General features: G+C 68.8%; 29 protein-coding genes and 2 pseudogenes. 21 read left to right on the top strand and 10 right to left on the bottom strand.

The window, feature by feature from the left end; genetic code table 11:
• Window positions 1-8: 8 nt before the first annotated feature.
• A complete protein-coding gene (locus AB0C27_RS27725; RefSeq protein WP_357849096.1) occupies window positions 9-1205 on the bottom strand; it encodes an FAD-dependent oxidoreductase in 1197 nt (398 codons plus the stop codon).
• A 262-nt stretch (window positions 1206-1467) separates the two neighbouring features.
• Between AB0C27_RS27725 and AB0C27_RS27720 the strand changes: the two genes are divergently transcribed.
• A complete protein-coding gene (locus AB0C27_RS27720; RefSeq protein ID WP_357849093.1) occupies window positions 1468-3900 on the top strand; it encodes a PEP/pyruvate-binding domain-containing protein in 2433 nt (810 codons plus the stop codon).
• 3 nt (window positions 3901-3903) lie between these two features.
• Here AB0C27_RS27720 and AB0C27_RS27715 read toward each other — a convergent pair whose 3' ends face one another.
• The 4 genes and pseudogenes from AB0C27_RS27715 to kdpF all read right to left on the bottom strand — a co-directional run bounded on the left by AB0C27_RS27715 (window position 3904) and on the right by kdpF (window position 5920).
• Window positions 3904-4245 (bottom strand): hypothetical protein, encoded by a 342-nt coding sequence (locus AB0C27_RS27715; RefSeq protein ID WP_357850266.1) that lies wholly within the window; start codon window positions 4243-4245, stop codon window positions 3904-3906.
• A gap of 20 nt (window positions 4246-4265) precedes the next feature.
• A pseudogene (locus tag AB0C27_RS27710) lies at window positions 4266-4463 on the bottom strand (ABC transporter ATP-binding protein); the annotation flags it as partial.
• Between the two features lie 123 nt (window positions 4464-4586).
• A complete protein-coding gene (gene kdpA, locus AB0C27_RS27705) occupies window positions 4587-5831 on the bottom strand; it encodes a potassium-transporting ATPase subunit KdpA (RefSeq protein ID WP_357849090.1) in 1245 nt (414 codons plus the stop codon).
• Window positions 5831-5920 (bottom strand): K(+)-transporting ATPase subunit F, encoded by a 90-nt coding sequence (gene kdpF / locus AB0C27_RS27700; protein WP_148433700.1) that lies wholly within the window; start codon window positions 5918-5920, stop codon window positions 5831-5833. The genes kdpA and kdpF overlap by 1 nt, the downstream gene beginning before the upstream one ends.
• A 613-nt stretch (window positions 5921-6533) precedes the next feature.
• On the opposite strand from kdpF, the gene AB0C27_RS27695 reads away from it, so the two are divergent.
• Complete coding sequence (locus tag AB0C27_RS27695) at window positions 6534-7265, top strand: potassium transporter TrkG (RefSeq protein ID WP_357849086.1); 732 nt, start codon at window positions 6534-6536, stop codon at window positions 7263-7265.
• Between the two features lie 24 nt (window positions 7266-7289).
• Here AB0C27_RS27695 and AB0C27_RS27690 read toward each other — a convergent pair whose 3' ends face one another.
• Entirely contained in the window at window positions 7290-7973 is a 684-nt protein-coding gene (locus tag AB0C27_RS27690; RefSeq protein WP_357849083.1) for a TetR/AcrR family transcriptional regulator, read from the bottom strand.
• Window positions 7974-8084: 111 nt separating this feature from the next.
• Here AB0C27_RS27690 and AB0C27_RS27685 point away from each other — a divergent pair, with 111 nt between their 5' ends.
• The 7 genes and pseudogenes from AB0C27_RS27685 to AB0C27_RS27655 all read left to right on the top strand — a co-directional run bounded on the left by AB0C27_RS27685 (window position 8085) and on the right by AB0C27_RS27655 (window position 12413).
• On the top strand, window positions 8085-8636 hold the full coding sequence (locus tag AB0C27_RS27685) for a hypothetical protein (protein ID WP_357849080.1): 552 nt from the start codon (window positions 8085-8087) through the stop codon (window positions 8634-8636).
• A 216-nt stretch (window positions 8637-8852) separates the two neighbouring features.
• Complete coding sequence (locus AB0C27_RS27680; RefSeq protein ID WP_357849077.1) at window positions 8853-9179, top strand: PadR family transcriptional regulator; 327 nt, start codon at window positions 8853-8855, stop codon at window positions 9177-9179.
• A complete protein-coding gene (locus AB0C27_RS27675; RefSeq protein ID WP_357849074.1) occupies window positions 9176-9532 on the top strand; it encodes a DUF1048 domain-containing protein in 357 nt (118 codons plus the stop codon). Before AB0C27_RS27680 ends, AB0C27_RS27675 begins: the two co-directional genes overlap by 4 nt.
• Window position 9533: 1 nt before the next feature.
• Complete coding sequence (locus tag AB0C27_RS27670; protein WP_357849071.1) at window positions 9534-9860, top strand: DUF1048 domain-containing protein; 327 nt, start codon at window positions 9534-9536, stop codon at window positions 9858-9860.
• A 585-nt stretch (window positions 9861-10445) separates the two neighbouring features.
• Window positions 10446-10970: pseudogene (locus AB0C27_RS27665) on the top strand (alpha/beta hydrolase); the annotation flags it as partial.
• Window positions 10971-11349: 379 nt separating this feature from the next.
• On the top strand, window positions 11350-11529 hold the full coding sequence (locus AB0C27_RS27660) for a hypothetical protein (protein ID WP_357849069.1): 180 nt from the start codon (window positions 11350-11352) through the stop codon (window positions 11527-11529).
• Window positions 11517-12413, top strand: coding sequence for a hypothetical protein (locus tag AB0C27_RS27655; protein ID WP_357849066.1), 897 nt, complete (start codon window positions 11517-11519; stop codon window positions 12411-12413). The genes AB0C27_RS27660 and AB0C27_RS27655 overlap by 13 nt, the downstream gene beginning before the upstream one ends.
• A 53-nt stretch (window positions 12414-12466) precedes the next feature.
• On the opposite strand, the gene AB0C27_RS27650 is transcribed toward AB0C27_RS27655, so the two are convergent.
• Window positions 12467-12799 carry a YbaB/EbfC family nucleoid-associated protein gene (locus AB0C27_RS27650; RefSeq protein ID WP_357849063.1) on the bottom strand — a complete coding sequence of 111 codons (333 nt, stop codon included), beginning with the start codon at window positions 12797-12799 and terminating at the stop codon, window positions 12467-12469.
• Window positions 12800-13237: 438 nt separating this feature from the next.
• Between AB0C27_RS27650 and AB0C27_RS27645 the strand changes: the two genes are divergently transcribed.
• The 7 genes from AB0C27_RS27645 (at window position 13238) to AB0C27_RS27615 (ending at window position 18851) form a co-directional block, all read left to right on the top strand.
• Window positions 13238-13567, top strand: a complete 330-nt coding sequence (locus AB0C27_RS27645) for a PadR family transcriptional regulator (RefSeq protein WP_357849060.1) — start codon at window positions 13238-13240, stop codon at window positions 13565-13567.
• 2 nt (window positions 13568-13569) lie between these two features.
• Window positions 13570-13959, top strand: a complete 390-nt coding sequence (locus AB0C27_RS27640; RefSeq protein WP_357849057.1) for a DUF1048 domain-containing protein — start codon at window positions 13570-13572, stop codon at window positions 13957-13959.
• Window positions 13959-14723, top strand: coding sequence for an ATP-binding cassette domain-containing protein (locus AB0C27_RS27635; protein ID WP_357849054.1), 765 nt, complete (start codon window positions 13959-13961; stop codon window positions 14721-14723). Before AB0C27_RS27640 ends, AB0C27_RS27635 begins: the two co-directional genes overlap by 1 nt.
• A 12-nt stretch (window positions 14724-14735) precedes the next feature.
• Window positions 14736-15500 carry an ABC transporter permease gene (locus AB0C27_RS27630; protein WP_357849051.1) on the top strand — a complete coding sequence of 255 codons (765 nt, stop codon included), beginning with the start codon at window positions 14736-14738 and terminating at the stop codon, window positions 15498-15500.
• Window positions 15501-15512: 12 nt separating this feature from the next.
• Entirely contained in the window at window positions 15513-16712 is a 1200-nt protein-coding gene (locus AB0C27_RS27625; protein WP_357849048.1) for a cytochrome P450, read from the top strand.
• A gap of 107 nt (window positions 16713-16819) precedes the next feature.
• Window positions 16820-18160 (top strand): serine hydrolase domain-containing protein, encoded by a 1341-nt coding sequence (locus AB0C27_RS27620; RefSeq protein ID WP_357849045.1) that lies wholly within the window; start codon window positions 16820-16822, stop codon window positions 18158-18160.
• A gap of 76 nt (window positions 18161-18236) precedes the next feature.
• Window positions 18237-18851 carry a DUF1707 domain-containing protein gene (locus tag AB0C27_RS27615; RefSeq protein WP_357849042.1) on the top strand — a complete coding sequence of 205 codons (615 nt, stop codon included), beginning with the start codon at window positions 18237-18239 and terminating at the stop codon, window positions 18849-18851.
• A gap of 25 nt (window positions 18852-18876) precedes the next feature.
• On the opposite strand, the gene AB0C27_RS27610 is transcribed toward AB0C27_RS27615, so the two are convergent.
• Both AB0C27_RS27610 and AB0C27_RS27605 read right to left on the bottom strand, forming a co-directional pair.
• Window positions 18877-19647, bottom strand: coding sequence for a sporulation protein (locus AB0C27_RS27610; RefSeq protein ID WP_357849039.1), 771 nt, complete (start codon window positions 19645-19647; stop codon window positions 18877-18879).
• Window positions 19648-19767: 120 nt separating this feature from the next.
• Window positions 19768-20130 (bottom strand): hypothetical protein, encoded by a 363-nt coding sequence (locus tag AB0C27_RS27605; protein WP_357849036.1) that lies wholly within the window; start codon window positions 20128-20130, stop codon window positions 19768-19770.
• On the opposite strand from AB0C27_RS27605, the gene AB0C27_RS27600 reads away from it, so the two are divergent.
• The 5 genes from AB0C27_RS27600 to AB0C27_RS27580 all read left to right on the top strand — a co-directional run bounded on the left by AB0C27_RS27600 (window position 20110) and on the right by AB0C27_RS27580 (window position 23100).
• Window positions 20110-20538, top strand: a complete 429-nt coding sequence (locus AB0C27_RS27600) for a hypothetical protein (RefSeq protein WP_357849034.1) — start codon at window positions 20110-20112, stop codon at window positions 20536-20538. The genes AB0C27_RS27605 and AB0C27_RS27600 overlap by 21 nt on opposite strands.
• Entirely contained in the window at window positions 20539-21426 is an 888-nt protein-coding gene (locus tag AB0C27_RS27595) for a hypothetical protein (protein ID WP_357849031.1), read from the top strand.
• Window positions 21427-21536: 110 nt separating this feature from the next.
• Entirely contained in the window at window positions 21537-22148 is a 612-nt protein-coding gene (locus tag AB0C27_RS27590) for a hypothetical protein (protein WP_357849028.1), read from the top strand.
• 93 nt (window positions 22149-22241) lie between these two features.
• A complete protein-coding gene (locus AB0C27_RS27585; protein WP_357849025.1) occupies window positions 22242-22811 on the top strand; it encodes a DUF6328 family protein in 570 nt (189 codons plus the stop codon).
• Window positions 22812-22887: 76 nt separating this feature from the next.
• Window positions 22888-23100, top strand: coding sequence for a three-helix bundle dimerization domain-containing protein (locus AB0C27_RS27580; protein ID WP_357849022.1), 213 nt, complete (start codon window positions 22888-22890; stop codon window positions 23098-23100).
• On the opposite strand, the gene AB0C27_RS27575 is transcribed toward AB0C27_RS27580, so the two are convergent.
• Window positions 23097-24266: a protein kinase gene (locus AB0C27_RS27575; protein WP_357849019.1), complete on the bottom strand. Its 1170-nt coding sequence runs from the start codon at window positions 24264-24266 to the stop codon at window positions 23097-23099. The genes AB0C27_RS27580 and AB0C27_RS27575 overlap by 4 nt on opposite strands.
• Window positions 24267-24414: the final 148 nt, after the last annotated feature.

The following is a 24414-nucleotide window of genomic DNA, read 5'->3' as shown; positions in this document are numbered from 1 at the left end:
CTAGGCCGCTACGCCATTACGCTCCCGGTGCGCGCATCCGGCACAGCGGCCAGGCGGCGCCTGCGCTTCGGCACGCCGAAGGTCGGGTGCGAGTTGGCCCACAGCGACATCGTGAGAATGCCCGCCTTGATCCGCGCGGCCTTCCGGCCGCCCAGGTATGCCGGCTTCGCATGCCCTTCGTCGTCGACCATTTGCAGGATCCCGTCCCGCCTTCCCAGGCTGACGTGGTTGTAGGAGTAGACCAGCTTGGTCTTCGCGACCTTGCCGCCGGTCAGCCGTCCCACGATGGCGTGGATCGCCTGCCCGCCGGTGAAGCCGGCCGAGGCGCAGGACATCGGCAGTGGCAGGCCGTGGTCGCCGATGGCGTAGGCGCTGTCGCCGGCGGCGTAGACGTTCGGGTGCGAGATCGACCGCATGGTGCGATCGACGACGATCCGGCCGTGCTCGGTGACCTCCAGCCCAGCGGCGGCGGCGATGGGGCTGACCGCGAACCCGGCCGTCCACACGGTCGCGTCGGAGGCCGGCGCGGTGCCCTCGGCGCACCGCACGCGCGTCGCCTCGACGGCCTCGACACTGGTGTGCTCCAGGACGGTGACGCCGAGCCGGTCGCAGGCCCGGCGCAGGTGGCCGCGGGCTCCCGCGGAGAGCCGGGCGCCCAGCTCGCCGCGGGCGATGAGCGTCACCGGCAGGCCGGGTCGGCCTTCGGCGATCTCGGTGGCGGACTCGATGCCGGTCAGCCCGTCGCCGACGACCACCACGCTCCCGCCGCCCCGCCTGCCCAGGCTGTCCAGGCGCTCGCGCAGCCGCAGCGCCGAGGGCCGGGCGGCCACGTCGAAGGCGTACTCGGCCACGCCGGGGACACTCCCGACGTCACCGTGGCTGCCGAGCGCGTAGACCAGCGTGTCGTAGCCGAGCTCGCCGCCGCCCTCGGCGTCGGCCACGGCGACGACCTGGCGTTCGGGGTCGACGGCGCTCACCCGGGCCACGCGCAGCCGGATCCCCGTGCCCGCGAAGACGTCGTCGAGCCTCTGGGCCGCAACTGTCCGGCCGGCTGCCACTTGGTGCAGCCGCAGCCGCTCGACGAAGTCCGGCACGGCGTTGACCACGGTGATCCGCACGTCCGCCGCGGACAGCCGGCGGGCCAGGTTCCCGGCCACGTAGACCCCGGCGTAACCGGCACCGAGGATCACGATGTGGTGCTTCATGTGTTGCTCCTCTCGCGTCACTTGCTCGTGAGTTGAGCGGAACAGCGCCACGATTGCTGACAGGAACGCCGTGTGGCATGGGTCACACCGTGAACCCGTTGGGCCGTCCGTCACGGATCGCCGCCTGAACGCGGGCTGTGGCCGTGGAGGGCGGCGCTGCTCTGGTGCGCGAACCTCGGCGGTGCTAGCGTCCGCAATGGAGCGCCGGGAAGCCTGGTCGGCATGGTTCGTGAACGATGTCAGCTGCGGGGGAGAAGGCGCGATGGAACTGATCCGGTTGTCCGACATAGATGGCTCCATGCTCGACCTTGTAGGCGGTAAGGCCGCCGGGCTCGGGAAGATGATCAGAGCGGGGGAGCGCGTCCCGGACGGCTTCTGCCTGACCGCCGACGCCTACCGGGCGGGCCAACTGCCCGAGGAGGAGCTGGTCGAGGCGTACGAGCGGCTCGGCGAGGGCCGGGTGGCGGTGCGCTCCAGCGCCACCGCCGAGGACCTGCCGGAGGCCAGCTTCGCCGGCCAGCAGGACACCTTTCTCAACGTCGAAGGCCCCAGCGACCTGATCGACGCGGTACGTCGCTGCTGGGACTCGTTGTTCACCGAGCGGGCCGTCGCCTACCGCGCCGCCGCGGGCATCGGCGAGACGGCCATGGCCGTGGTGGTGCAGCGGATGATCGACCCGGTCACGGCCGGGGTGCTGTTCACCGCCAACCCGATCACCGGCTGCCGCTCCGAGATGGTCGTCGACGCGGCTCCTGGCCTGGGCACCGCCATCGTCGAGGGCACCGTCGTGCCCGACCACTACGTGCTCGATCAGCGGATACCGGCCGTACCGGATGACGATGGGTGCTTGAACGCGGAGCAGCTCGGCCGGTTGCGTGCGGCCGGGCAGCGGCTGCAGGAGCATCTCGGCTCGCCGCAGGACATCGAGTGGGCGATCGACGCCGAAGGCACGCTGTGGCTGCTGCAGTCGCGGCCGATCACGACGCTCTTCCCGCTGCCGCCCGACACCGGCGACACGCGGCTCTACCTGGAGTTCGGCCATATTCAAGGCATGCTCCGCCCGTGCACCCCGATGGGCGTGTCGCTGCTCAAGACCGGCGGAAGCGTGTGGTTCCAGGCCGCGGGCGCCAAGGTCGACCGGCGTGACCCGCTGCCCCGAATGGTGCCGATCGGTGGCCGGCTCTACTTCGACGTGACCGACTTCCTGCGCAGCAAAGCCATGCGCGAACGCCTCGGGACCTCCCTGGAGGTCTACGGACCGAGGGTGCAGGGCGCCGTGCTGCGCATGCTCGACGACCCGCGGTTCGCGCCGCGGCCCGGCCTGCCCTTGCATCTCGGCAGCGTGGTCAAGGGCATGGTGCGGATGGTGCCCGCCGGGCTGGCCGGAGTGGTGTCGAGTCTGTCCAACCCGGCTCTCGCGCGAGCCCGCGCCCACCGCGGCGTCGCGGAGATCAAGCGGATGATCGTCCCGCCCGACGAGTCCGCGACGGCCGCCGAACGGCTGCGCTGGGTCGTCGAGGACTCCCACAAGGCGGTCATGAGCATCGACATGCACGGGATCGTGTGGCCGCTGACGGCAGGCATGATCGTCGGGACGCTCCCGGCCGCGCTGCTCAAAGGCGTCGCCACGGACGAGGAACTCGACACGGTCCTCGGCGGCATGCCGTACAACGTGACCACGCAGATGGACCTCAAGCTGTGGGGCCTGGCGGTGCGGGCACGCGAGCACCGCGACCTGTTCCTCGGCACCCCACCGGAGGATCTCGCCGCCATGTACTTCGCCGGCGAGCTTCCCGACATCGGGATGGGCGGCTTTCTGGCCGCGTACGGCATGCGCGCGGCGGCCGAGATCGACGTCGGCGTGCCCCGCTGGGCCGACGACCCCGCGCCGCTGTTCGCCACCATCGCCAACTATCTGCGCGTCGAAGACCCCGAGCAGGCGCCCGACGTGCGGTTCAAGGCGGCGGCGGCCCGGGCGGAGCGAATGGTAGAGACGTTGTCGCGGCGGGCGCGACGCAGGCGCCCCATCCGCGGCCGGCTGGCGGCGTTCTTCATGCGCCGCTCGCGACAGCTCACCGGCCTGCGGGAGATCGCGAAATTCGCCTGGCTGCCCGTGATCCAGGCGTGCCGGCGCCAACTCCTCCTGGCCGGCGCGGACCTGGCCGACCGCGGCCGGCTGGAGCGCGCCGACGACATCATGTTCCTGACTCTGGAGGAGGCACGAGCCGCCGCTCACGACGCGGACCACCGGGGACTTGCCGCGATGCGGCGCGCCGAGTATAGACGGGAACTGCGCCGGCGCACCGTACCCGGCGCGCTTCTGTCCGACGGGACCGACCTGGAGGCACTCGCCCCCGCCGAGCCGGCCCAGGACGGCGTGCTGACCGGCATGTCCGGAGCCGCCGGGCAGGCGACCGGCAGGGCGCGGGTGATCCGTGACCCGGCCGGCGCGCGCATCGAGCCGGGGGAGATCCTGGTCGCACCCACCACCGATCCTGGGTGGACCCCGCTGTTCATGACCGCGGCCGGCCTGGTGACCGAAACCGGTTCCCCGGTGGCGCACGGCCCTACGGTGGCCCGCGAGTACGGGATCCCCGCCGTCATCTGCGTCCGCGACGCCACACATGAGATCAAGACCGGGCAGTTGATCACGATCGACGGCGCAGCGGGCACCGTGCGCGTGGAACCCGAATGACCGTCAGCGGGGTGTAAGAGTCGGCGTTGTGGTGCTGCGCCTGAAATCGGGCGAGCAATGGACGTGCGCGAACGGGGAGATCAAGAAGAACGTGTCGTCGACCAGGCCGATCTCCCAGCCGACTTCCACGGCGATGGCCAGCGCCAGGGCGATCCATGCCACGACCGTTCCGGCCCGCCGCAACAACCCGAATGCCGCTGCAGCGATGGCGCTGTGCCCGCCCAGCCCGATCGCCCACGCTGATGAAAGCGGCGCGGCGCAGACGACGGTGATGAGTACGGCCAGGACGGCGTTGGCGGTCAGCACGACGATGAGGGCGGCGGCCAGCGGGGCCTGCCTGGCCACGGCGGCCGAGCCGATGAGTACCTGCCGTCCCGGATGATGCTGACACACAGCATCTCGACTTCGGCGCGGATGTGGCTGGAGAGCAGGACCGTGCGGCTCGCGCGCCGTTCCTCGGTGATGACCTCGCGGAAGACCGCCTCCATCAGCGGGCCGAGTCCGGACGTCGGTTCGTCCAGCAGCAGGAACTCCACGTCGGAGGCGATCGCGGCGATCAGAGCACTGGAGCTAGGGTCGCGATGCCACGTCCCGTCCGTGAGGTCCCGCACCACACCACCGACCGCCCAGCCGCTGACGAGCCATACTTGGTTCAGACTGCCAGGACGAGCCCGGCCCACGGTTCGTCACCCTCGGGCTCGGAGCACCTCGCTGGTCAGCGGGCCGATCTTCTTGCCGAGGTATTCGGGGGTGCGGCCGACCATCAGGCCGGCGACGAACACCGTGATGACGGCCAGGATGAGCATGCCGTACAGGCCCGCGCCGACGCCGCCGGGAGCGACCTCGCCGAGCAGCATGTTGAAGATCAGCATGCCGCCGCCGACAGCCGTGTAGGAGTCATGGAAGGAGTTCACCGAGCCCGTGCTGGTGAGCGTGGTGGCGGTGGCGAACATGCCGGAGTTCGAGACGCCGAAGCGGGTCTCGCGCCCTTCGAGAGCCTGGCCGATCGCCTGCGGCACGGTGCCGCTCGCGCTCAGCTCGGCCCACTGGGTGACGCCGAAGCTGATGATCGCCATCACGCTGACGATCGCGTAGCCCTGCCGGTTGTCACCGACCATCCGGCCGAACGTGCGCGGCAGGCAGGACGCGATCACCGTCAGCAGAAAGATCGTCAGCCAGTTCGTCCACGACGTGGGGTTCTCGAAAGGGTGGGCCGAGTTGACGTTGAAGATGCCGCCGCCGTTCGTGCCCAGGTCCTTGATCGCCTCCTGGGAGGCCGCCGCGGCCGGGGTGAAGGTCTGCTCGCCGCCGGTCAGCGTCGTCCACGTGCTGTGGTCGGCGAACGTCTGGATCGCGCCGCCGGCCACCAGCAGCAGCGCGGCCACGAACGCGATCGGCAGCAGGATGCGGATCGTGCCGCGGACCAGGTCCACCCAGAAGTTGCCGAGCGTGTCGGTCTTGTTGCGGGCGAAGCCGCGCACCAGGGCGATGGCCACCGCCATGCCGACCGCGGCGGAGACGAAGTTCTGCACCGCCAGGCCCGCGGTCTGCACCACGTGGCCCATCGTGGCCTCGCCGGAGTAGGCCTGCCAGTTGGTGTTGGTGACGAAGCTGACCGCGGTGTTCCAGGCCAGCGACGGCTCCACCGCCTCCATCCCGAGGGACAGGAACAGGTGGTCCTGCAGCCGCTGCAACCCGTACAGGAACAGGATCGACAGCACTGAGAACGCCAGCACGCCGCGCGCGTAGAAGCCCCACCGCTGCTCGCTGTCGGCGTTGACGCCGAGCAGCCGGTAGGTGAGCCGCTCCACGGCGTTGTGCCTGGTTCCGGTGTAGACGCGGAACATGTAGTCGCCCAGCGGCTTGTAGCAGAGGGCAAGAGCGAGAAGGAGAGACCCGATGAACAGGATCCCCGCCATGGTCGATGACATCAGAAACGCTCCGGGAACAACAGGGCCGCGACCACGAAGATCACCAGGCCGACGACCACGACGAGCCCCACGGCGTTGACGGCGCTCAAAGCCGCTCCACCGCCTTCACGACCTACCCCAGCACCACGAAGACCGTGATCGTCAGGGCGACGAAGATGACGTCGGTCATCCCCACTGCTCAATCTGGACAGGGTGTTCTGCCGTACCTACTGGACGGCCAGGAAATCAGCGAACCGTGAGATTGAGGGGTTTTGGTTGTTTTTGACGGTATTCATACGGCCGATGCCCGGATATTGATGCCCCCTCTACGCTCGGCCCCGCACGCTGGCTTGCCGTGCCTTGACGCAGGTCTGCCCCGGTGCGGAGGCGGGACCATATGTTCCGCGTAGTGATGCGGGAAATTTGCGTCTGGCTTCCCTGGGGATGGCGGGGGAGAGCCCGTCGTCGGGGTGCGGATGAGAAGAAATCCCCCGTAGGAGCCATTGATGCGCAACGTCATCGTCACCGGTTTCGGAGCGGCCGTCCTGCTCGGCACCGCTCTGCTCGCCCTGCCGATCTCCACCGAGCCGGGGGAGCGGCGGGCTGGCTCACGGCGTTGTTCACCGCGACGTCCGCCGTGTGCGTCACCGGCCTGGCGGCCGTGGACACCGAGTCGCACTGGTCGTCTTCAACCTGACCTGTGAGTCGATCGCGGCGGTGATCATGACCGGCCGTTTCCTGCTCGGCTACGACGAGCCGTCCGGCCGCGCCTTGTATCTGGGCGTGTTCCATGCGATCTCGGCCTTCAACAACGCGGGTTTCGCGCTGTGGCCCGACAACCTGATGCGCTTCGTCACCGACCCGTGGATCTGCCTGACCATCGCCGCCGCGGTGATCGCGGGCGGGCTCGGTTTCCCCGTCGTGTTGGAGCTGCTGCGTACCTGGCGCCGGCCCAGCCGCTGGTCGGTGCTGACCAGAATCACCGTCGCAGTCACCGCGGCCCTGCTGGTCATCGGCATCATGGTCTTTCTGATCACCGAATGGCACAACCCGAAGACACTCGGCCGGCTTGACGACCCGGGCAAGCTGCTGGCCGCGTTCTTCGCCGCCGTCATGCCGCGGACGGCGGGCTTCAACAGCATCGACGTCGCCGGCACGTATTCCACGAGTTGGTTGGCCACCGACCTGCTGATGTTCATCGGCGGCGGCAGCCGCGGCACGGCGGGCGGCATCAAGGTCACCACGCCCGGCATGCCGGCCTTCGTCGTCTGGTCCGACGGCACGGTCGGCCTCTCGACCGGCATCACCGCCGACACCACACCGGCCGGCCAGATCCTGCTGGTGCTGCTCATGTTCATCGGCAGGACGGGACCGCTCACCTTGGGCTCGGCCTTGGCGTTGAAGGACCGCACTCGCCGCTACCAGGTAGCCGAGGAGCGGGTCATCGTCGGGTGACGTGGCAGGGACTGTTCGCCCGGTTCACGACGGCCGAGCGCCGAGCTCGGCCTGGAGGCCGGTCAGGATCGTGCGTAGACCGAACTCGAGCTCCTGGTCGGAGGCCGGTGAGGGGGCGTCGTCCTCCTGCGTCGTGCTGTGGGCGCGGAGTCGCGGGAACCGCATCGCGATCTCGGTCGCCTGCGCCACCATGGTGCGGATCTGTTCCTGCTCGTCGCCGCCGGTGCGGCGCAGGCGCGCTCTCCATGCCGCTTCGGAGGCCACGCCGAGGGCGTTACCCAGGACGAAGGTGAAGACGGTCTTCATGGCCTGCTCGGCGTCCCGTCCGGTGAAGCCGGCCGCTTGGTAGACCGCGAGCAGGTGGTCGTCGTGGCGGGCTTTGCCGGGGCCGTACAGGAGGTGGGTGCTCATGGCGGGGACGAGCCACGGGTGCCGGAGAATCATCGCGAACAGTCCCCTGGCCATGGCCGTGGCCGCCGCCTGCCAGGTGACCTCCTCCAGGTCCGGTAGCTCGATCTCCGCCCAGACCGCGTCGGCGGCGAGCACCAGGAGATTGTCCTTGCTCTTGACGTGCCAGTAGACGGCCGTCGCCGCCGAGTTCAGGCGGGCGCCGAGCTGCCGCATGCTCAGGCCCTCGATGCCCTCGTTGTCCAGCAGCTCGACGGCCGTTCGGACGATCTGGTCCTGGGTCAACGTCTCGCGGGGCACCTGCCCAGGATAGGGCGCTCTTGCACGGTGTTCGAGCCGAGGACTTGCACACTGTTCAAGTGCGGTCGTACGCTCCCACTTGAACAGTGTGCAAGTTGTGAGGAGATCACCGTGATGCCGATCGCCGTCCTGTCCGCGGCCATCCTGCAGCTCCTGCTCGCGGGCACCTTCTTCGTCATCCCCGTCGTCGGTCGCCGCCTCGGTCCTGACGCACAAAGGGCGGCCGAGGCGGACATTGCCAGACAGGGGCTACCGGCCGCCCTATTGGCCCGGCACCGGATCGACTTCGGAGCGAGCCGGGCCAGCGTCGTCCTCGCGATGTCCATCGGGGTGTGCCTGGCGGCGCTCGCCTTGCTCAACCTGAGCGGAAGTGGCACCGGCCGGATCCTGTCCTGGATCTTCCAGGCGGTCATCTTCGTACTCGGGTGCGTGATCATGCCCGGTGAGGTGTTCACGACGCGATACATCAAGGCGGCCTTCCACAAGTCGGATGACCCCGGCCTGCGCGGCCTGGACGTCGAAGCATTCGTCGATGCCGCTGCGGGGGCGTACCCTTCCTGGTTCCGGGGGGTGATCGCCGCGCGCCTCATCCTGGCGACGGTTGGCTCGCTTCTGGTCATCGTCGCGTTGGCCCTGCCTGCCGTCAGCGGCTATTTCGCATGACGCCCTCGTGTGGGAACCGCCCGACGCCTTGCCTGGCGCGGTGTTCGCCCGCCAACCTTCCTGGTGGGTGAAGTGGTAGCGCCGGGCGAGCAGCGATTCAACCGCCCCAGACGCCCAGATCCAGATCATTGATGTGGGACGCGCTTCGCTACTCTGTGATACTGTGTAGTGGAACTCGGGGGTACAGAGTACCGGGTGGACCGAGAAGGACCTGTGATGGACGACCTGACGGAGATGCTGAAGGGCACGCTCGAAGGCTGCGTGCTCGAAATCATTGGCAGCGAGGAGACCTACGGGTACGCCATCACGCGCCGGCTGAACGAGCTCGGCTTCGCCGACGTCGTCGAGGGGACGGTCTACACCATCTTGCTGCGCCTGGAGAAGAAGAGCCTCGTCCAGGTGACGAGACGACCGTCCGAGCAGGGTCCGCCGCGCAAGTTCTACGCGCTCAATGACGCGGGGCGCGCGGAGCTCGCGACGTTCTGGGCGAAGTGGAACTACATCACGTCACGGCTCGACAAGCTCAGGGAGGGAGGGAGATGAAGTTCTGGGACACCGTGACTGGCAACGATCTCAACAGGGAATGGAAGGCGTTCGAGGCCCGGGCGGCGACGCTGCCGGACGACTACCGGGCGGCGTGGGGGCAGATTGTCGGCCACCTATTCCTCTACGGGGACTTCACGGGCCGCAACCTGATGCCGATCCTCGACGGCGCTCTGGGGCTGCTGGAGGAGACGGCGGCCGACGGGCAGAGCATCGAGGACGTGCTGGGTGACGACATCGCGGGGTTCTGCGCGGCGCTGGCCGGCGCGGAAGGCGCCCGCACCTTCCGCGACCGGTGGCGCCGGCAGTTGAACAGGAACGTCGCGAGGAAACTGGGCCGGCTGGGAGGCTGACATGGGCATCCAAGACATCATCGAAGGCAAGAAGCAGTGGCGGGCGCACATGGCCCGGGTCAAGGCGCTTCCGCCCGACTACGAGATCGTCTACAAGGAGATCCAGAGGTACTACTTCAAGGTCGGCCCGATCGGCCTGGCCGACGGGTCCCTGCTCACGGGCCTCCTCGAGTTCTTTGAGGAGGGTGTCGCAGCCGGCACGGGAGTCCTGGAGCTCATCGGCGATGACGTCGCTGCCTTCGCCGACGAGCTGATCAAGGACTCGCGCACCTTCGCTGAGGTCTACCAGGAGTCCATCAGCGGGGAGCCCGGCACTGCCGAGAAGTGACACTCTCTCCTTCTTGATCGGCGACTGCACATGTTGGCCGACCAGAACACCGGCGCCTCGATGATTTGAATCGGTCCGTGCGGTAGTCGACTGATGCACCGCGGAGCCGACGAGGTCCCGGCCGTCGCGATCGGCGCCTCCAGCCCGTTCTGGGGCCTCATGAACCCTCCATTTCAGCCCCGTCACCGCCGCGTCCCGGTGGACGTCTTCGCCGGCAGTGGCCAGTCTCCCGTCCGCGCGGCGAGCGCTCGCGAGGGCATCGATGAACTTGGGCGCATACCCCGAATCGGCGAGTTCGCTGTCGAGCGTACGCATGTCGCACCACAAGACGAACCCACAAGACACGAAGACACAGATGAGGACCCATGACCCTGCGAAGTGGACCGGTATGATGCCCGTCGATGACATGGCGCTGGCCGTGACCGACACCGGCGGCTCCGGCACCCCGGTCGTCTAGCTCAACGGCGCTTACGCCGACCAGTCACACTGGCGGCGCGTCATCGCTGATCTCGGCACTGACGGCTACCGGCGGACTACTCGTTCGAGGCCTGCCTCCGTGACCTCGACGCGGTCCTCAAGGCGAGGGGCGTGGACCGGCCCATCGTGGTGGCCTGGTCCTACGGCGGGGTCCTGGGATGGCACTGGGCGGACCGGAACCCGGACCGCCTCGCCGGCCTGGTCAAGGTCGACGCCTTCCCGGTCGGTCCGACCGGCGGGGTCGGCGCGGAGCTAAACCGCAAGCTGTTCCGGCGCATGCGGTTGTTCATCCCAATCGCCGCCAGGGTGGGCCTGGCCGCGCGGATGAGCGCCGACGAGCACGCTGAGGTCAACCTCGAGCTCAACGAGATCGCCGCCGCCAGCGTGCCGGTCCTCGAACGGCTGATCTGCCCGGTGCGGTTCGTCCTGGCCACGGGTGGCAGCCTCGGGAGCCAGGAAGGGGAGATGGAACAGGGGCGGAAGGTGCTCGATCCGGTGCTCGCCCATAACCCGAACATCAAGGTGAGCGCGAAGGTCGCGAGCAACCACAGTAAGATCCTTCGCAACGACTCTCCCGCCGTCGCCCAGGTCGTACGCGAACTCGCCGCCGCCCACGGCCACTCGGTCGGCTGAACCGACGTACATTTTCGTCGTAGACGGGCTGGCCGCACTGGTGCTGGACGCGATGGCATCAGTCGCGTACCGGCCCGAGGCGATCGTGCTGGTGCTCGCCCTGGCGGGTGGCGCGGGGCTCGGGTTCACCATCCCGGTCACGTTCACGATCGCGGCCCCTGCTGGCCGTGCTCACCTTCTCCTATCGGCAGGTCATCGCCGCCTTCCCCGACGGCGGCGGCGCGTACGGGGAGGCCAGGACCCACCTCGGACGGCGGGCCGGCCTGGTGGCGGGGCATCCCTGGTGATCGACTACGTGCTGAACGTGGTCGTCTCGGTCGCCGCCGGGTGGCCGCGCTGACGTCGGCCTTCCCGGGCTGCTGCCGTACACGGTGTGGCTGTGCCTGATGGTGCTGGCCTGGTGACCGTGGTGAACCTGCGCGGGATCGCGCACAGCGCCCGCGCGTTCATCGTCCCGACCGTGATCTACGTGGGCGCGATCCTGCTGGTGATCGTCGTGGGGCCGGTCAGAGGCGAGCCGGCCGTCCCGGTCCAGCGGCCTCCGCCATGGCCGGGCTGATCAACATCGTGCCGCGCTACCTGCCCGGCTACGGCATGGCGCCGGAGTGGGGGCACGCCGTGCGGCCGGTGGTGCTGGTCTACACGTTGGTCTGCGTGGTCCTGGCCATCGTCTTCAACGCCGACGTCGACGCCCAGGCCGGCGCGTACGCCACCGGATTCCTCGCCATGATGGTCTCCGGCGCGTTCGCCGTCACCGTCTCCGCGATCCGGAAGAGGCAGCGCCGCGCTGCGGTGGGCTTCACCGTGCTCACCCTTGTGCTGCTGTACGCGCTGGTCGAGAACATCAGGGAGAAGCCTGACGGCATCACCATCTCGGCGTTCTTCATCGTCGGGATCATCGCCATCTCCCTGGTTTCCCGCGTATCGCGGACCACCGAACGGCGGACCGATCACATCGAGTTCGCCCCCGCGGCCCGCCGGTTCGTCACCGACTCCCTGGAATACGACGGCGCGCTCTACCTCATCGCCAACTGCCGCCAAGGTGGCGACGCCGCCGAATACGCGGCCAAGGAGGCCGAGCAGCGCGGCATGACTCCCGTACCGGGCCCGGCCGAAGTGCTGTTCCTGGAGATCGACGTGATCGACCCGTCCGACTTCAGCGATGTGCTGCGCGTACGGGGGATCGAGGTGGACGGCCATCGGGTGCTGCGAGCCGAGGGCCCCGCCGCGCCCAATGCCATCGCCGCCATTCTGCTGGCGCTGCGCGACGCGACCGGCGTGCGGCCGCACTGCTACTTCGAGTGGTCGGAAGGCAGCCCGCTGACTCACCTGCTGCATTACCTGCTGCTGGGCCGGGGCGACACCCCGCCCGTGGTGCGGAAGATCATCCATCGATGCGAGTCCGATCCGGCCCGTCGCCCGGGCATCCACGTCGGCGGGTGACGCGGCGCCGCTCATACGATCAGCGCGAACACGCGGCGGTCCAGTCCGTTGTGTCAGGGACGCAGCAGGGCGCGCAGCCGGTCGATCGTCGTGTTCGCCCGCTCCAGATTCTCCTGGAGCGGGCCGGTGGGCTGGCGGAGGCGATCACCGATGAACTGCCGGTCGCCGACGAGCAGGTTGCCGGCGTCCAGCTGCTCGTCAACCCTTCTACGTTCGTCGGCTTCGGCCTGCTCCTTCGCCTGACGGATCAGCGTGAGAATGGTCTCGGCGAGCCGATCCGCGTCCATGCGCATGGCCCACGGCTTCAGCCGCAGGTCGCGTACGCCTGCGACTGAGTCGTACTCCACGCTCACCCAGCCGTCCTTGGACTCGGCGTGTACGGTCACGGTGGTGTCGGGCAGGCCGGTGAGCCGCGTGAAGAAGCGGTCGGCGTCGGCCGCGAGGCGTTCGGGTCGATGCCGAGCGCCTGCTCGAAATCGTTCATGAACTACTCCCAGGGGAACGAGTATGAGCCGCCAGCGTCCTGCTCGGGCACGAAACGGCCGGTGATCGCCTGGTTGCCGGTGCTGACGTCATAGGCCGCCTTGGCACCCGCGACCTGCGCCAGTCCCGTCCGAGTCGGGGGCGAAGAGCCACAACCCCTACGCGAACCAGGCGACACCCCGTCGGGATCTTGACGCTCTTGAAGGGGCAGCCTGCGGCGCACGGGACCGCGTCACGGGCGAGAGGGCGGTGAAACTATTCGGTGTTGCTAGGTACCAGTAGTAGGTGTTACTTTGTACCGGTACTCAGCGACACCGGATAGCGGCAGAAGGAGGACGGCGATGAGCAGGCAGCTGACGGAGATGCTCAAGGGAACGCTGGAGGGCGTCGTTCTCGCGATCCTGTCCGGCCGGCCCGCCCACGGCTACGAGATCACGGCGTGGCTGCGGGCGCAGGGCTTCGCCGACATCGCCGAGGGCACCGTCTACGCCCTCCTGGTCCGCGTCGAGCGGCGTGGCCTGGTCGACGTGCGGAAGGTGCCGTCGGAGAAGGGGCCGCCGCGCAAGGTGTACTCCCTCAGCGCCCAGGGACGCAAGGACCTCGACGAATTCTGGAAGACCTGGGCCTTCCTGGCCGAACGGCTCCAACGACTTCGCAAAGGAGACAAGTAGACATGGCTGACGAATCCAAGAGCCGGTACCTGCAGTACCTGGAGCTCGTCACCGGGCCCCTGGAGGAGAAGAAGCGCTGGCGGCAGTACAAGGCCCGCGTCAAGGGGCTCCCCGACAACTACCGCACGGCGGTCGAAGCGCTGGAGCGGTACCTGATGCACTTCGGGCCGGCCGACGGCGCCGGCGCGATGACGATGTACGAAGACCTCATCGAACTGTTCGAGCGGAGCGCGGCGGACGGCACCCCGATCCGCGACATCTTCGGCAACGACCCCGTGGAGTTCGTCGAGGCGTTCATGGCCAACTACCCCCTCGGACAGTACCGGACCCGCGAGCGCAACCGCTTCACCAGCGCCATCGAGCGCGCCGCACAGGAAGACAGGAAACAGTGATGACGATCCGGCAAGCTCCGGCGATCCAGGTGCACGGCCTGGAGAAGTCCTACAAGGACCTGCACGTGCTGCGCGGCGTGAACTTCGAGGTCGCGAGCGGCAGCATCTTCGCCCTGCTCGGCTCCAACGGAGCCGGCAAGACCACGGCAGTGAAGATCCTTTGCACGCTGCTCAAGCCCGACGCCGGCACCGCCCGCGTCAACGGCTTCGACGTGGTCACGCAGGCGGCCGACGTCCGCGAGTCCATCAGCCTCACCGGCCAGTTCGCCGCCGTGGACGAGATCCTCAGCGGGCGGGAGAACCTGGTGCTGGTCGCCCGCCTGCGCCACCTCAGAAACCCCGGCCAGGTCGCCGACGACCTGCTCGCCCGCTTCTCGCTCACCGACGCCGGCGCCCGCAAGGTGGCCACCTACTCCGGCGGCATGCGCCGCCGCCTCGACATCGCGATGAGCCTGATCGGCGACCCGCCCGTCATCTTCCTCGACGAGCCCACCACCGGGCTCGACCCCCAGGCCCGCATCGAGGTCTGGCAGGCCGTCAGGGAGCTGGCCGCGGGCGGCACCACCGTGCTGCTCACCACCCAGTACCTGGACGAGGCCGAACAGCTCGCCGACCGGATCGCGATCCTGCACGAGGGCCGGATCCTCGTCAACGGCACGCTGGACGAGCTCAAGCAGCTGCTCCCGCCCGCCAAGGTCGAGTATGTCGAGAAGCAGCCCACCCTTGAGGACGTCTTCCTCTCCCTCGTCGGCACGAAATCCTAAGAGGACACGACAATGAGCAAGCATTTCTTCGGTGACACCGCCGTCCTGCTGGGACGGTCCCTGCGCCACATCACGCGCAGCCCCGACACCATCATCACGACCGCGATCATGCCGATCGCCATGATGCTGATGTTCGTCTACGTGTTCGGCGGCGCGATCAGCACCGGCTCAGGCACGTCGTACGTGAACTACATGCTGCCCGGCATCCTGCTCATCACGGTCGCCTCCGGCATCGCCTACACCGCCTACCGCCTGTTCATGGACATGCAGGGCGGCATCTTCGAGCGTTTCCAGTCGATGCCGACCGCGCGCTCGTCGGTGTTGTGGGCGCATGTGCTGACCTCGCTGGTCGCCAACCTGGTCTCGCTCGTGGTCGTCATGCTGGTGGCTCTGCTCATGGGCTTCCGCTCAGGGGCCGGAGTGCTGGGGTGGCTGTCGGTGGCCGGCATCCTGGTCCTGTTCACCCTGGCGCTGACCTGGATCGCCGTCATCCCCGGCCTGTCGGCCAAGACCATGGAGGGGGCGAGCGCGTTCTCCTACCCGCTCATCTTCCTGCCCTTCCTCAGCTCCGCCTTCGTGCCCACCGACACCATGCCCACTCCGCTGCGCGTCTTCGCCGACAACCAGCCGGTGACCTCCATCGTCAACGCCATCCGCGCCCTGTTCGCCGAGCAGCCTGTCGGCAACGACATCTGGGTCGCGCTGGCCTGGTGCGTCGGCATCCTCGTCGTCGCCTACGCCTTCGCCATGAACACCTACCGCCGCAAGATCTCCTGAAAGGGACAGGCCATGACCCACACCCTCCCCTCGATGCCCACCAGCCGCTCCTCCGGCTGCCCCTTCGACCCGCCCAAGGAGCTGGTCGACGCCCGGGAGCAGAGCCCGATCAGCCGTTTCACCTTCCCCGACGGCCACCAGGGCTGGGTGGTCACCGGCTACGACCTGACCCGCTCGATCCTGGCCGACCCCCGCTTCAGCTCCCGCCGGGAGCTGATGCGCCACCACCCGGTCATCGACTACGGCGACATCGAGGTGCCCCCGGCGCCGCCCGGTGAGTTCCTGCTGATGGACGAGCCACAACACGGCCGCTATCGCAAGCCGCTGGTCGGCAAGTTCACCGTCCGCCGGATGCGGCTGCTCACCGAGCGGGTCGAGCAGATCACCGCCGAGCACCTGGACGCCATGGAGAAGGCCGGGCCGACCGTGGACCTGGTGACGGCGTTCGCCAAGCCGATCCCGGCCATCGTGATCTGCGAGCTGCTCGGCGTGCCGTACGAGGACCGGGGTTTCTTCCAGGACAACATCGACAAGTTCCTCGGCGGCGAGGCCAGCGACGAGGAGGTGGGCACCGCCTACGTCGCAGTCCAGCAGTACCTCGCCGAGCTGGTCGCCGCCAAGCGCGCCAACCCCACCGACGACGTGCTCAGCGACCTGCTCGACAGCGACCTCACCGACGAGGAGCTGCAGGGCATGGCCCTGATCCTGCTGTCGGCCGGCTTCGACACCACCGCCAACATGCTCGCTCTGGGCACCTTCGCCCTGCTGCAGAACCCCGACCAGCCGGCCGCGCTGCGCGCCGACCCGTCGCTCACCGACCAGGCGGTGGAAGAACTGCTGCGTTACCTGACGGTCGCCAAGCAGTTCTTCCGGGTCGCGCTGGAGGACGTCGAGCTGGGCGGCCACACCATCACCGCCGGCTCGACGGTCGTCCTGGCCCTGAACGCCGCCAACCGCGACCCCGCCCGCTTCACCGACCCCCACACCCTCGACATCCACCGGCAGGACGGCGGCCACCTGGCCTTCAGCCACGGCATCCACCAGTGCCTGGGCCAGCAGCTCGCCCGCGTCGAGATGCGCGTGGCCTTCCCGGCCCTGCTCAACCGCTTCCCGACCCTCCGCCTGGCCGTACCGGCCGAACAGGTCGCCCTGCGCCCGGAGATCGCCGACATCTACGGCGTCAAGAGCCTGCCGGTCACCTGGGACGCGTAACCACGAACCGGACGTGGACGGCTCAGTCACCAGAGCCGCGAAGCCGGCGCTTGCACCGTCACACCAGGTGATCCCGAAATCTCGGACCAATCGAGAGGAATGACATCATGCCTAACGGAACACCCGAGCAGGGAAACATCGGGCGCCGGACCGTGCTGAAGGGCGTGCTGGGCGCCGGCGCGCTCGCCGGCACGCACGCTGCCCTCACCGGCCCCGCCGGCGCCTCCGTGGACGACGGCGAGCGCGGCGTCGAGCACGGCTGGGGAAAGGTCGCCGACGCGTTCCGCAAGAACTTCCAGAATCCTGGCGAGGTCGGCGCGGCGTGCAGTGTCTACGTCGGCGGCCGTCCCGTCGTCAACCTGTGGGGCGGCCTGGCCGATCGCGAGGCGCGGCGGCCATGGCGCAAGAACACCATCGTCCAGGTCGCCTCCACCACGAAGGGCGCCACCGCCATCTGCGCCCACCTGCTGGTCCAGCGCGGCCTGCTGGACCTGGACGCCCCGGTGGCGCGCTACTGGCCGGAGTTCGCCGCCGCCGGCAAGCAGCAGATCCCGGTGCGCTGGTTACTGTCGCACCAGGCTGGCCTGCCGATCGTGGACGGGCCGCTGACGTTCGAGCAGGCGTGCGCCTGGCACCCGGTCATCCGCGCGCTCGAGGCGCAGGAGCCGCTGTGGCAGCCGGGCGCCGAGCACGTCTACCACAGCGTCACCTACGGGTTCCTGGTCGGCGAGGTCGTTCGCCGGATCACCGGCAAGTCGCTTGGCACCTTCTTCGCCGAGGAGGTGGCCGCCCCGCTCGGGCTGAGCGCCTGGATCGGGCTGCCGGAGAAGCAGGAGAAGCGGGTGGCCCGGCTGCACGAGGCAGCCCCGTTCAGCTACGAGGAGTTGCTGGCCGGGCTGATCGCGACCACCGGCCTCGACGCGGACACGGTCACCGCCTGGGTGAACGCCGTGTGGGCGCCGGGCTCGGTCCAGGCCCGCGCCGGCGAGCTCGGCGGCGCCCTGACCACTCCCGACTATCACCTCACGCGTGCCTGGCGCGCCGCCGAGTTCCCGGCCGCGAACATGCTCGCCGACGCCCGGTCGGTGGCGCGCATGTACGCCGCCACCGTCAGCGACGTCGACGGGGTACGACTGCTCAACCCATCGACCGTCGAGCGGATGACGGACGTGCAGACCGACACGACACCGATGCACGGGCTGCCGCCCGGCCTGAACGTCCCGGCCGACCGCTCCTTCTGGATGTCGCTCGGCTTCTGGCGGGCCTGCCAGCCGATGCCGATGACCGGGCCTGCGTCGTTCGGGCACCCGGGCTCCGGCGGCTCGATCGGCTTCGCCGACCCCGACGCCGGAGTCGGCTTCGCCTACGTCACGAACCTCTGGAACTACCGGCCCGACGACCCGCGCGCGGCAAATCTGGCCACGGCCGTCCGCGCCTGCCTCGGCTGACGGCGGCCCGGCACCCGGTCGAGATCGGGCATGGCTGGCCCGAGGTGTCGCTCCGGGCCGGCGGAAGGAGAACCTGATGACGCAAGAGTTCCCCGTGTGGGGTCTGGAGAAGACTTCCCCGCGGGCGCTGCGCGCGTCCGACGCGGACCGCGACCGGGTCACCGAGCTGCTGCGCGCCGCCGTCGCCGACGGCCGGCTCGACCCGGTCGAGTTCGACGAGCGGTTGGACGCGGCGCTGACCGCCCGCACCCTCGACGCCCTGGCGCCGCTCGTCACCGACTTGATCCCGGTGCCAGGGAACGGTGGCGCACTCATGCTGCCGTCTGCCGAGCCACCTGCCGAACTGCTCACCATCAAGGAGCGGCACGGTACGGTGCGCCGCGCCGGCCGCTGGACGCTGCCGCACCGGCTGGCGCTGCGCACCGCGTGGTGCGAGGTGCTGCTGGACCTGACCAGCGCCGCGCACAGCGCGCCCGAGCTGGTCATCGAGCTGCGGGTGAGCGGCGGCAACGTAGAACTGGTGCTCGCGCCCGGCATGGTGGTGGACGCCAACGAGCTTTCGGTACGGCACAGCACATTGGCGATCAGCGGGGACACCGACGGGGGAACGGCGGAGAGGTTGCACATCCGTCTGACAGGCCGGATGCGGCACGGCCGGCTCGACGTCCGCCGGCAGACGCCACAGCCGTGACGCGCCATGGCGCCAAGCGATGCGTCTACCGGCCGCCCCGCCCCGGGCGAGTCACGAGCCAGCGGTCGATCTCACTGGGCCAGTCGGTATGCAGCGCTTCCTCATGAGTCATCTGGAAACGTTCGGTATGAGGGCGTTGGCATCTGGAGTGCTCCCCCTGCAACTCCACCACCAAGTCGCACGAACTTGGCACGAACGTCACGCCGACCTCGTGCACCACTCCGGCGTGATGGCTCGGGGGATGAAATTTGATCTTCTGGAGGAGCTGTGGTCCGTGTAGTGGGTCCTTTCCTGAGCTCGACTGCAGGACAGCGGACTTGAAGGGAAAGCCGAGTCGCGCGAATGCCTGCAGTACCCGTGACTGCGAAGGCGCCGGCTTGACGGTGACCAGGTCGAGATCGCTGCTGCCCACGATCGTGGCGATCGCGACTTCGGTTCTTACGCCCAGCGCCATGCCCGGCAGATGCCGGCCGCCGATCTCGCTGAGGGGAGTCCACCATGGGATCGCGGCCTGAAAGGCGATCACCTTTTCCTCACCTGGCCGGAGAACGGCATGGCCCGAGACCTGAGCCTGCGAGAATTCCTCGATTGTGTGGTGACTGCCGGCTTCGTGCGCCGCGTATGGCGAGGTGACCAGGCCGAGGCAGATCCGGTCGATCGTGACGCCGGCGTCACCGCCCCTCAGACGCACTTCGCCGGACAGCACACCACCGGGCTGCGTTCGCGGTGTGGCGAGGATCGTGCTGACGGAGGGCGCGCTCGCCCCACCGGCATCGGACAGCCGCACAAAGGCCACAGCGATCTCCCGCCTTGCAGGAATCGAGCACTCGTCCATCTGAACGACCCGGCGAAGGGCTTGGTTCCCCTGGTCATGACGTCCTGTCCTTTCGAATCGGCGGCCATCCGCCGCTGAGGCTTAGGTGAGCGCCCATCGCCTGATAGCGGCGAGGCCGGCCGTGACGAGGACGGCGGCGATGCCGATCATGATCAGGACGGCGGTGGCGGTGAAGGGCTCACCGGAGATGACCATGGGCAGGTTCGGATAGAGCACGGCGTACTTGGCGATCCAGTAGTCAATGTCGAGGATCGGCCCCAGCACCTCGCCGAAAAGGTTGAGGAACAGGAAGGCCACCCAGGAGATCGCCGCCGCGGCACGCGGGAGCAGGCCGAAGGTCAGGACACCCATCCCCGCCAGGACCCAGGTGGCGGGCACCTGCACCAGGGCGCCGCCACCACGATCTTCGCCGCCCTGGCCAGCGTGATCCTCCTGGTCAAGCACACTCGCTCCGACGAGGAGCAAGGGCGGCGTGAGCTCGTCGGCTCGGCCGCCGTGGCGCGGCAGGCACCGCTGAGCGCCGCCCTCACGGTCGTGCTGGCCGCCAATGCCGTCCTGGCCGTGCTGATCACCCTGGTCGGGCTGAGCGCCGCGCTTCCCCTGGCCGGGTCACTCGCCTGGGGTCTGACGGCCGCCTCGGGCGGCTGGGTGGCAGCTGCCATGGCCGCGGTCGCCGTCCAGGTGAGCCAGAGTGCCCGGATGGCCGGCGCCGTGTCCTTCACCGTGTTCTTCGCGGCGTACCTCATCCGTGGCCTCAGCGACCTGGGCGGTCCGAGCCTGCACTGGCTGGGCCGGCTGGTGCCGAACGGCTGGTTCTTGCGCGCTCGCGCCTTCGGCGGCGAGCAGTGGTAGGTGTTCCTGCCGGTGGCGGCGTTCGTCGCAGCCCTGGTCTGGGTCGCTTACGCGCTGTCAGCGCGCCGGGATATCGGCGCCGGGATCGGGCTGGGCGGGCAGAGCGCCGTCGAGACGTTCGGTCAGAGCGGAGCGCTGGACTTCTGGGCCGGACGAACCGGAACCGGTGATCCCGCGGAGATCTTTTTCAAGCTCGTCGTGTACGAGCTGGCGGTGTACTCGGTCTCCATGTACGCGATCATGACGGTGCTGCGCCTGCGTGGTGCGGAGGCCACCGAACTCTTCCTGTCCGGTCCGGTGAGCAGGGCGCGCTGGGCGCTCAGCCACCTGGTGTTCGCCGTCACGGTGCCCGTCGCCGTGCTGGTGATCGCCGGTCTCGCGCTGGGCCTCGGCGACGGGGACTTCGCCGGCGGCCTGGCCCTCACCACGGTCATCCTGCCCGGCATCTGGGTGATGGCAGGGCTCACCGTGGCGGCATTCGGACTGTTCCGGCGGGCCGGAGCGGCCGTGGGATGGACCGCTTTGGCGCTGAGCATCGCGCTCGAAGTCGGCTGGGAAGTCGGCCTGGTGAGCGACCCGTTCTTTATGATCTCCCCGTTCCATCGCACTGACCCCCGAACAGGACCTGGCGACGCCGGCACCCTGACCGCCGACCATCTGAACCGGGAACCCCTGGCAGGCCGCGCGGGTTCGGCCTGTGCGTGGTCCGCCGGTTGTGCGGCGAGGTCCTGCTCGATCATCCCGACGGCCACTCCCGCTTGCGCCTGCACAAGCCTGGGCCGCCCGAGCAGACCGGCGCCGCCGACGGCTGAACGTGTGGTTGATGAACCAGGCGGGCAGTGGTTCATCCTCTCGAGGATCGTGAGCGGCGATCAGTTCCCGCGATGAGCTTTGCTGCGAACGCCTCTGGCCGTCTGCGGGCAGGCGGCGTTGACTGGCGGTATCCGGTTACCTGTCTTCGGATGGGGATGCGCTGGCAATATCGGGCGGAGGCGGTCGTGTCTACCGAGGTCGTGATGTGGGTGGCCGTCATCGTCGGGGTGATGGTGGTGGTGCCGACCGTGGGTTTCTTCTTGTTGCGGAGGCGTCGGGGTCGCCTTCGCGAGCGGTTCGGCCCCGCCTACGAGCGCACGGTTGCCGCCGCGGGCGAGCGCAGGGCGGCCGAGCGTGAGCTGCGAGCCCATCGAACGCGATCAGGCCCACTCGACATCCAGCCGCTCGATCCCGAATCGCGCCGCGGCTATGCCGACAGGTGGGCCGCGGTGCAGGAGCGTTTCGTGAACGAGCCGAGTCCCGCTGTCAACGAGGCCGATCTACTGGTAAGAGCCGTCATGGCCAAGTGCGGATACAGCACTGAGGACTTCGCGCAGCAGGCGTCCGACCTGTCGCTGCGACACAGCCACACCCTGGAGCATTACCGCCAAGCCCACGAGGTCAGCGGGCGCGCCATGAACGGTTGGGTGTCGATCAAGGAACTGCGGCAGGCCATGACGCACTATCACGCCTTGTTCGACGACCTCATCGGCGGTGATCAGTGGTCCCTCCGGGCTCGGGCAGCCGCTCGACCACCCCTGACACTCCCACACGGAGGCGCGGGTTCCCGCCGGTAGGCCACAGGCGCTCAGGAGGCTGCGAGCGGGAACACGAGCGATGGATCCACCCCCTGTGGCCGTGCCACGATAACTCACGGAGGTATCAGACCGATGGCGTTACCTCATCAGGAGAGCCAAAGTCGCCTTCCCACCGATGGCGGCTCCTCGGCCGGGACGGCCGAGGAGAGCAGCGCCGACGAGAGCCACAAGGAACGCATCGACCGGGAATTGTCCGAACTCCTGCAGGGGCTGCGGGTCATGGTGACCGGGGTGCAGGTGCTGTTCGCCTTTTTGCTGGCGATGCCGTTTCAGAGTGGCTTCGCCAAGGTGGACACCTCGGGCCATTGGCTGTTCTTCATCGCGTTGACGGGGGCGGCGACCGCCTCGGTCTGTTTCATCACGCCCGCTGTTCAGCACCGGTTGCTGTTTCGTACCGGGCTGAAGGAGAAGATCGTGCATCGCGCCAACGAGCTGGGCCTGGCCGGCGCCGTAGCCTTGGCGGTCGCGATCACCGCCGCGATGGCCCTGGTGGCCGAGGTCGTGCTCGGCAACTGGCTGGCCATCGTGTTCGGCGCCGCGGCGGCGCTGGCGACCTGCTGGCTGTGGCTCCTGCAACCGATCATCGACCTGCGCCGGCAGGCCACGGCCAACCCGCCGCGGACGACACACAACGAGGATTAGTCAGACGGCGGTGAGCAGGCTCCGCTCCGCGGTGCTCGGCAAGATACGACCTCCAGCCACCTTCGTGGGAGAGCACATGGATATCGATGTCGCCGGACGTGAACTCCTGGCGGTGGATGAACTCGAGGCGCGGTTGGCCGGAGCCTTCGCCCTCAGCCATTCGGCTGAACGGGTACGTTCTGCGGTGGTGGCGGCCCACCACCGTTTCGATGGGCGGCCGATCCGTGACTTCGTTCCGATCTTCGTCGAGCGGATCGCCAGAGCAGACCTGCGCCGGTCCGCCTCCTAGCGCTGATATCTCTGCACGCTCAAGGAGCCCAAGGCCGTGCGCGCCCAGTCGAGCGCTGCGGTCGGATCCAGTCCGTGCGGGATGCGGTCGGCAGGGGTGTAGCTGAGCCACTGGTCGATGAGCCGGCCCAGGTGTTCGGGCACGTCCGGGGTGAGGCGGTCGGCGCGTTCAGGGCGGGTTCCGGCTTGCATCAGGTGGCGGACCTGCAGCAGGTCGGCGTCGGTGCCGACGGCGGTTTCGAGCTCGCGTCGCAGCGGCGCCAGGCCTGTCAGCAGCCAGTAGGTCAGGGCGCCGACGCCGTACAGGTCGGACAGGGTGCTGGGGGCGGCGTCGGTGACGCCGAGTTGCTCGGGGCTGGCGAACCACTTGGTGCCGCCGGGGGACACCGTGGAGACGCTCTTGCCGGCCTGGTGCAGCTGGGACATGCCCCAGTCGATGATCCTGATGGTGGCGGGGCCGTCCAGGACGATGTTCTGCGGCTTGATGTCCAGGTGGATGATGTCGCTCGCGGCGGCGGCCTGCAGCCCGGCCAATACCTGGTCCAGGATCTGCAGGCTCCATGTCAGCGAGACCTCGGCGCTTGGCCTGCCGTGGAGGTGGAGGTGGAGACTGCCTGGCTGGTAGAGGGGCGAGATGAGGTAGACCGCCTGGGATCTGCGGTCCTGGCCGGAGTCGAGGGTCCGTCCGACGTGCGGGTGGTGCAGGCGCATCCCGCGCACTTCCCGCAGGAAGGTGCGGAATCGTTGGGGGTCGTTGTTGGCCTGGTGGAACACCTTGGCGACGACGGTGGTGGCGGGGTCGGCGAGGTCGTAGGCCTTGTACAGGGTGGCCATGGCGCTGGCGTCGGCGTTCAAGGGGGCGTAGATGCGCCAGCGGTCGTTGAGCACCATGATAGCCGCGGGGCCGTCACCGCCGTCACCGCCAGCGGGTGCGGGTGCCGACTGCGTGCTCTGGCCCGGCCGGCCTGTTATGGCCTGCTGCCGCGGCAATTGCCGGCTCCGCGCACGCTGCAGCGTGTCCGAGGCGATGAGCTGCGCAGAGGCGATGAGCTGCTCGGCGTCGATGCGGGCCTGGGCGAGGATCGCGGCGGCCTCGATCCGGGCTTCTTGGAGCACCTGATGGCGCAGCCGGTCCAGTTCGGCAGTTGGCGCGGGCGATAGAGCCACGGCGGGAGGACAAGTGCGCGGCCGAGCGGTCGTCCCGCTGCCGGTTGGGAGAACAGACATTGGCGCACAAGGTCTCAGAGCCTGCTGACGAAGGACTTTGGTGGTGAGGCTCGAGTCAGGAGAGTGTTGGGGTGCGGTCATCATTGGG

Source organism: Nonomuraea sp. NPDC048882 (assembly GCF_040649755.1).
GTDB lineage: Bacteria > Actinomycetota > Actinomycetes > Streptosporangiales > Streptosporangiaceae > Nonomuraea > Nonomuraea maheshkhaliensis.
This window is presented reverse-complemented; position numbering and strand designations above follow the sequence as displayed.

Coding starts and splice junctions, on each gene's coding strand:
- AB0C27_RS27695 (WP_357849086.1), top strand. CDS start 6,534: ATGACCGGCCGTTTCCTGCTCGGCTACGACGAGCCGTCCGGCCGCGCC.
- AB0C27_RS27680 (WP_357849077.1), top strand. CDS start 8,853: ATGGACGACCTGACGGAGATGCTGAAGGGCACGCTCGAAGGCTGCGTG.
- AB0C27_RS27635 (WP_357849054.1), top strand. CDS start 13,959: ATGACGATCCGGCAAGCTCCGGCGATCCAGGTGCACGGCCTGGAGAAG.
- AB0C27_RS27640 (WP_357849057.1), top strand. CDS start 13,570: ATGGCTGACGAATCCAAGAGCCGGTACCTGCAGTACCTGGAGCTCGTC.
- kdpA (WP_357849090.1), bottom strand. CDS start 5,831: ATGTCATCGACCATGGCGGGGATCCTGTTCATCGGGTCTCTCCTTCTC.
- AB0C27_RS27620 (WP_357849045.1), top strand. CDS start 16,820: ATGCCTAACGGAACACCCGAGCAGGGAAACATCGGGCGCCGGACCGTG.
- AB0C27_RS27585 (WP_357849025.1), top strand. CDS start 22,242: ATGGCGTTACCTCATCAGGAGAGCCAAAGTCGCCTTCCCACCGATGGC.
- AB0C27_RS27675 (WP_357849074.1), top strand. CDS start 9,176: ATGAAGTTCTGGGACACCGTGACTGGCAACGATCTCAACAGGGAATGG.
- AB0C27_RS27670 (WP_357849071.1), top strand. CDS start 9,534: ATGGGCATCCAAGACATCATCGAAGGCAAGAAGCAGTGGCGGGCGCAC.
- AB0C27_RS27725 (WP_357849096.1), bottom strand. CDS start 1,205: ATGAAGCACCACATCGTGATCCTCGGTGCCGGTTACGCCGGGGTCTAC.
- AB0C27_RS27720 (WP_357849093.1), top strand. CDS start 1,468: ATGGAACTGATCCGGTTGTCCGACATAGATGGCTCCATGCTCGACCTT.
- AB0C27_RS27615 (WP_357849042.1), top strand. CDS start 18,237: ATGACGCAAGAGTTCCCCGTGTGGGGTCTGGAGAAGACTTCCCCGCGG.
- AB0C27_RS27625 (WP_357849048.1), top strand. CDS start 15,513: ATGACCCACACCCTCCCCTCGATGCCCACCAGCCGCTCCTCCGGCTGC.
- AB0C27_RS27645 (WP_357849060.1), top strand. CDS start 13,238: ATGAGCAGGCAGCTGACGGAGATGCTCAAGGGAACGCTGGAGGGCGTC.
- AB0C27_RS27580 (WP_357849022.1), top strand. CDS start 22,888: ATGGATATCGATGTCGCCGGACGTGAACTCCTGGCGGTGGATGAACTC.
- AB0C27_RS27630 (WP_357849051.1), top strand. CDS start 14,736: ATGAGCAAGCATTTCTTCGGTGACACCGCCGTCCTGCTGGGACGGTCC.
- AB0C27_RS27655 (WP_357849066.1), top strand. CDS start 11,517: ATGGCCGGGCTGATCAACATCGTGCCGCGCTACCTGCCCGGCTACGGC.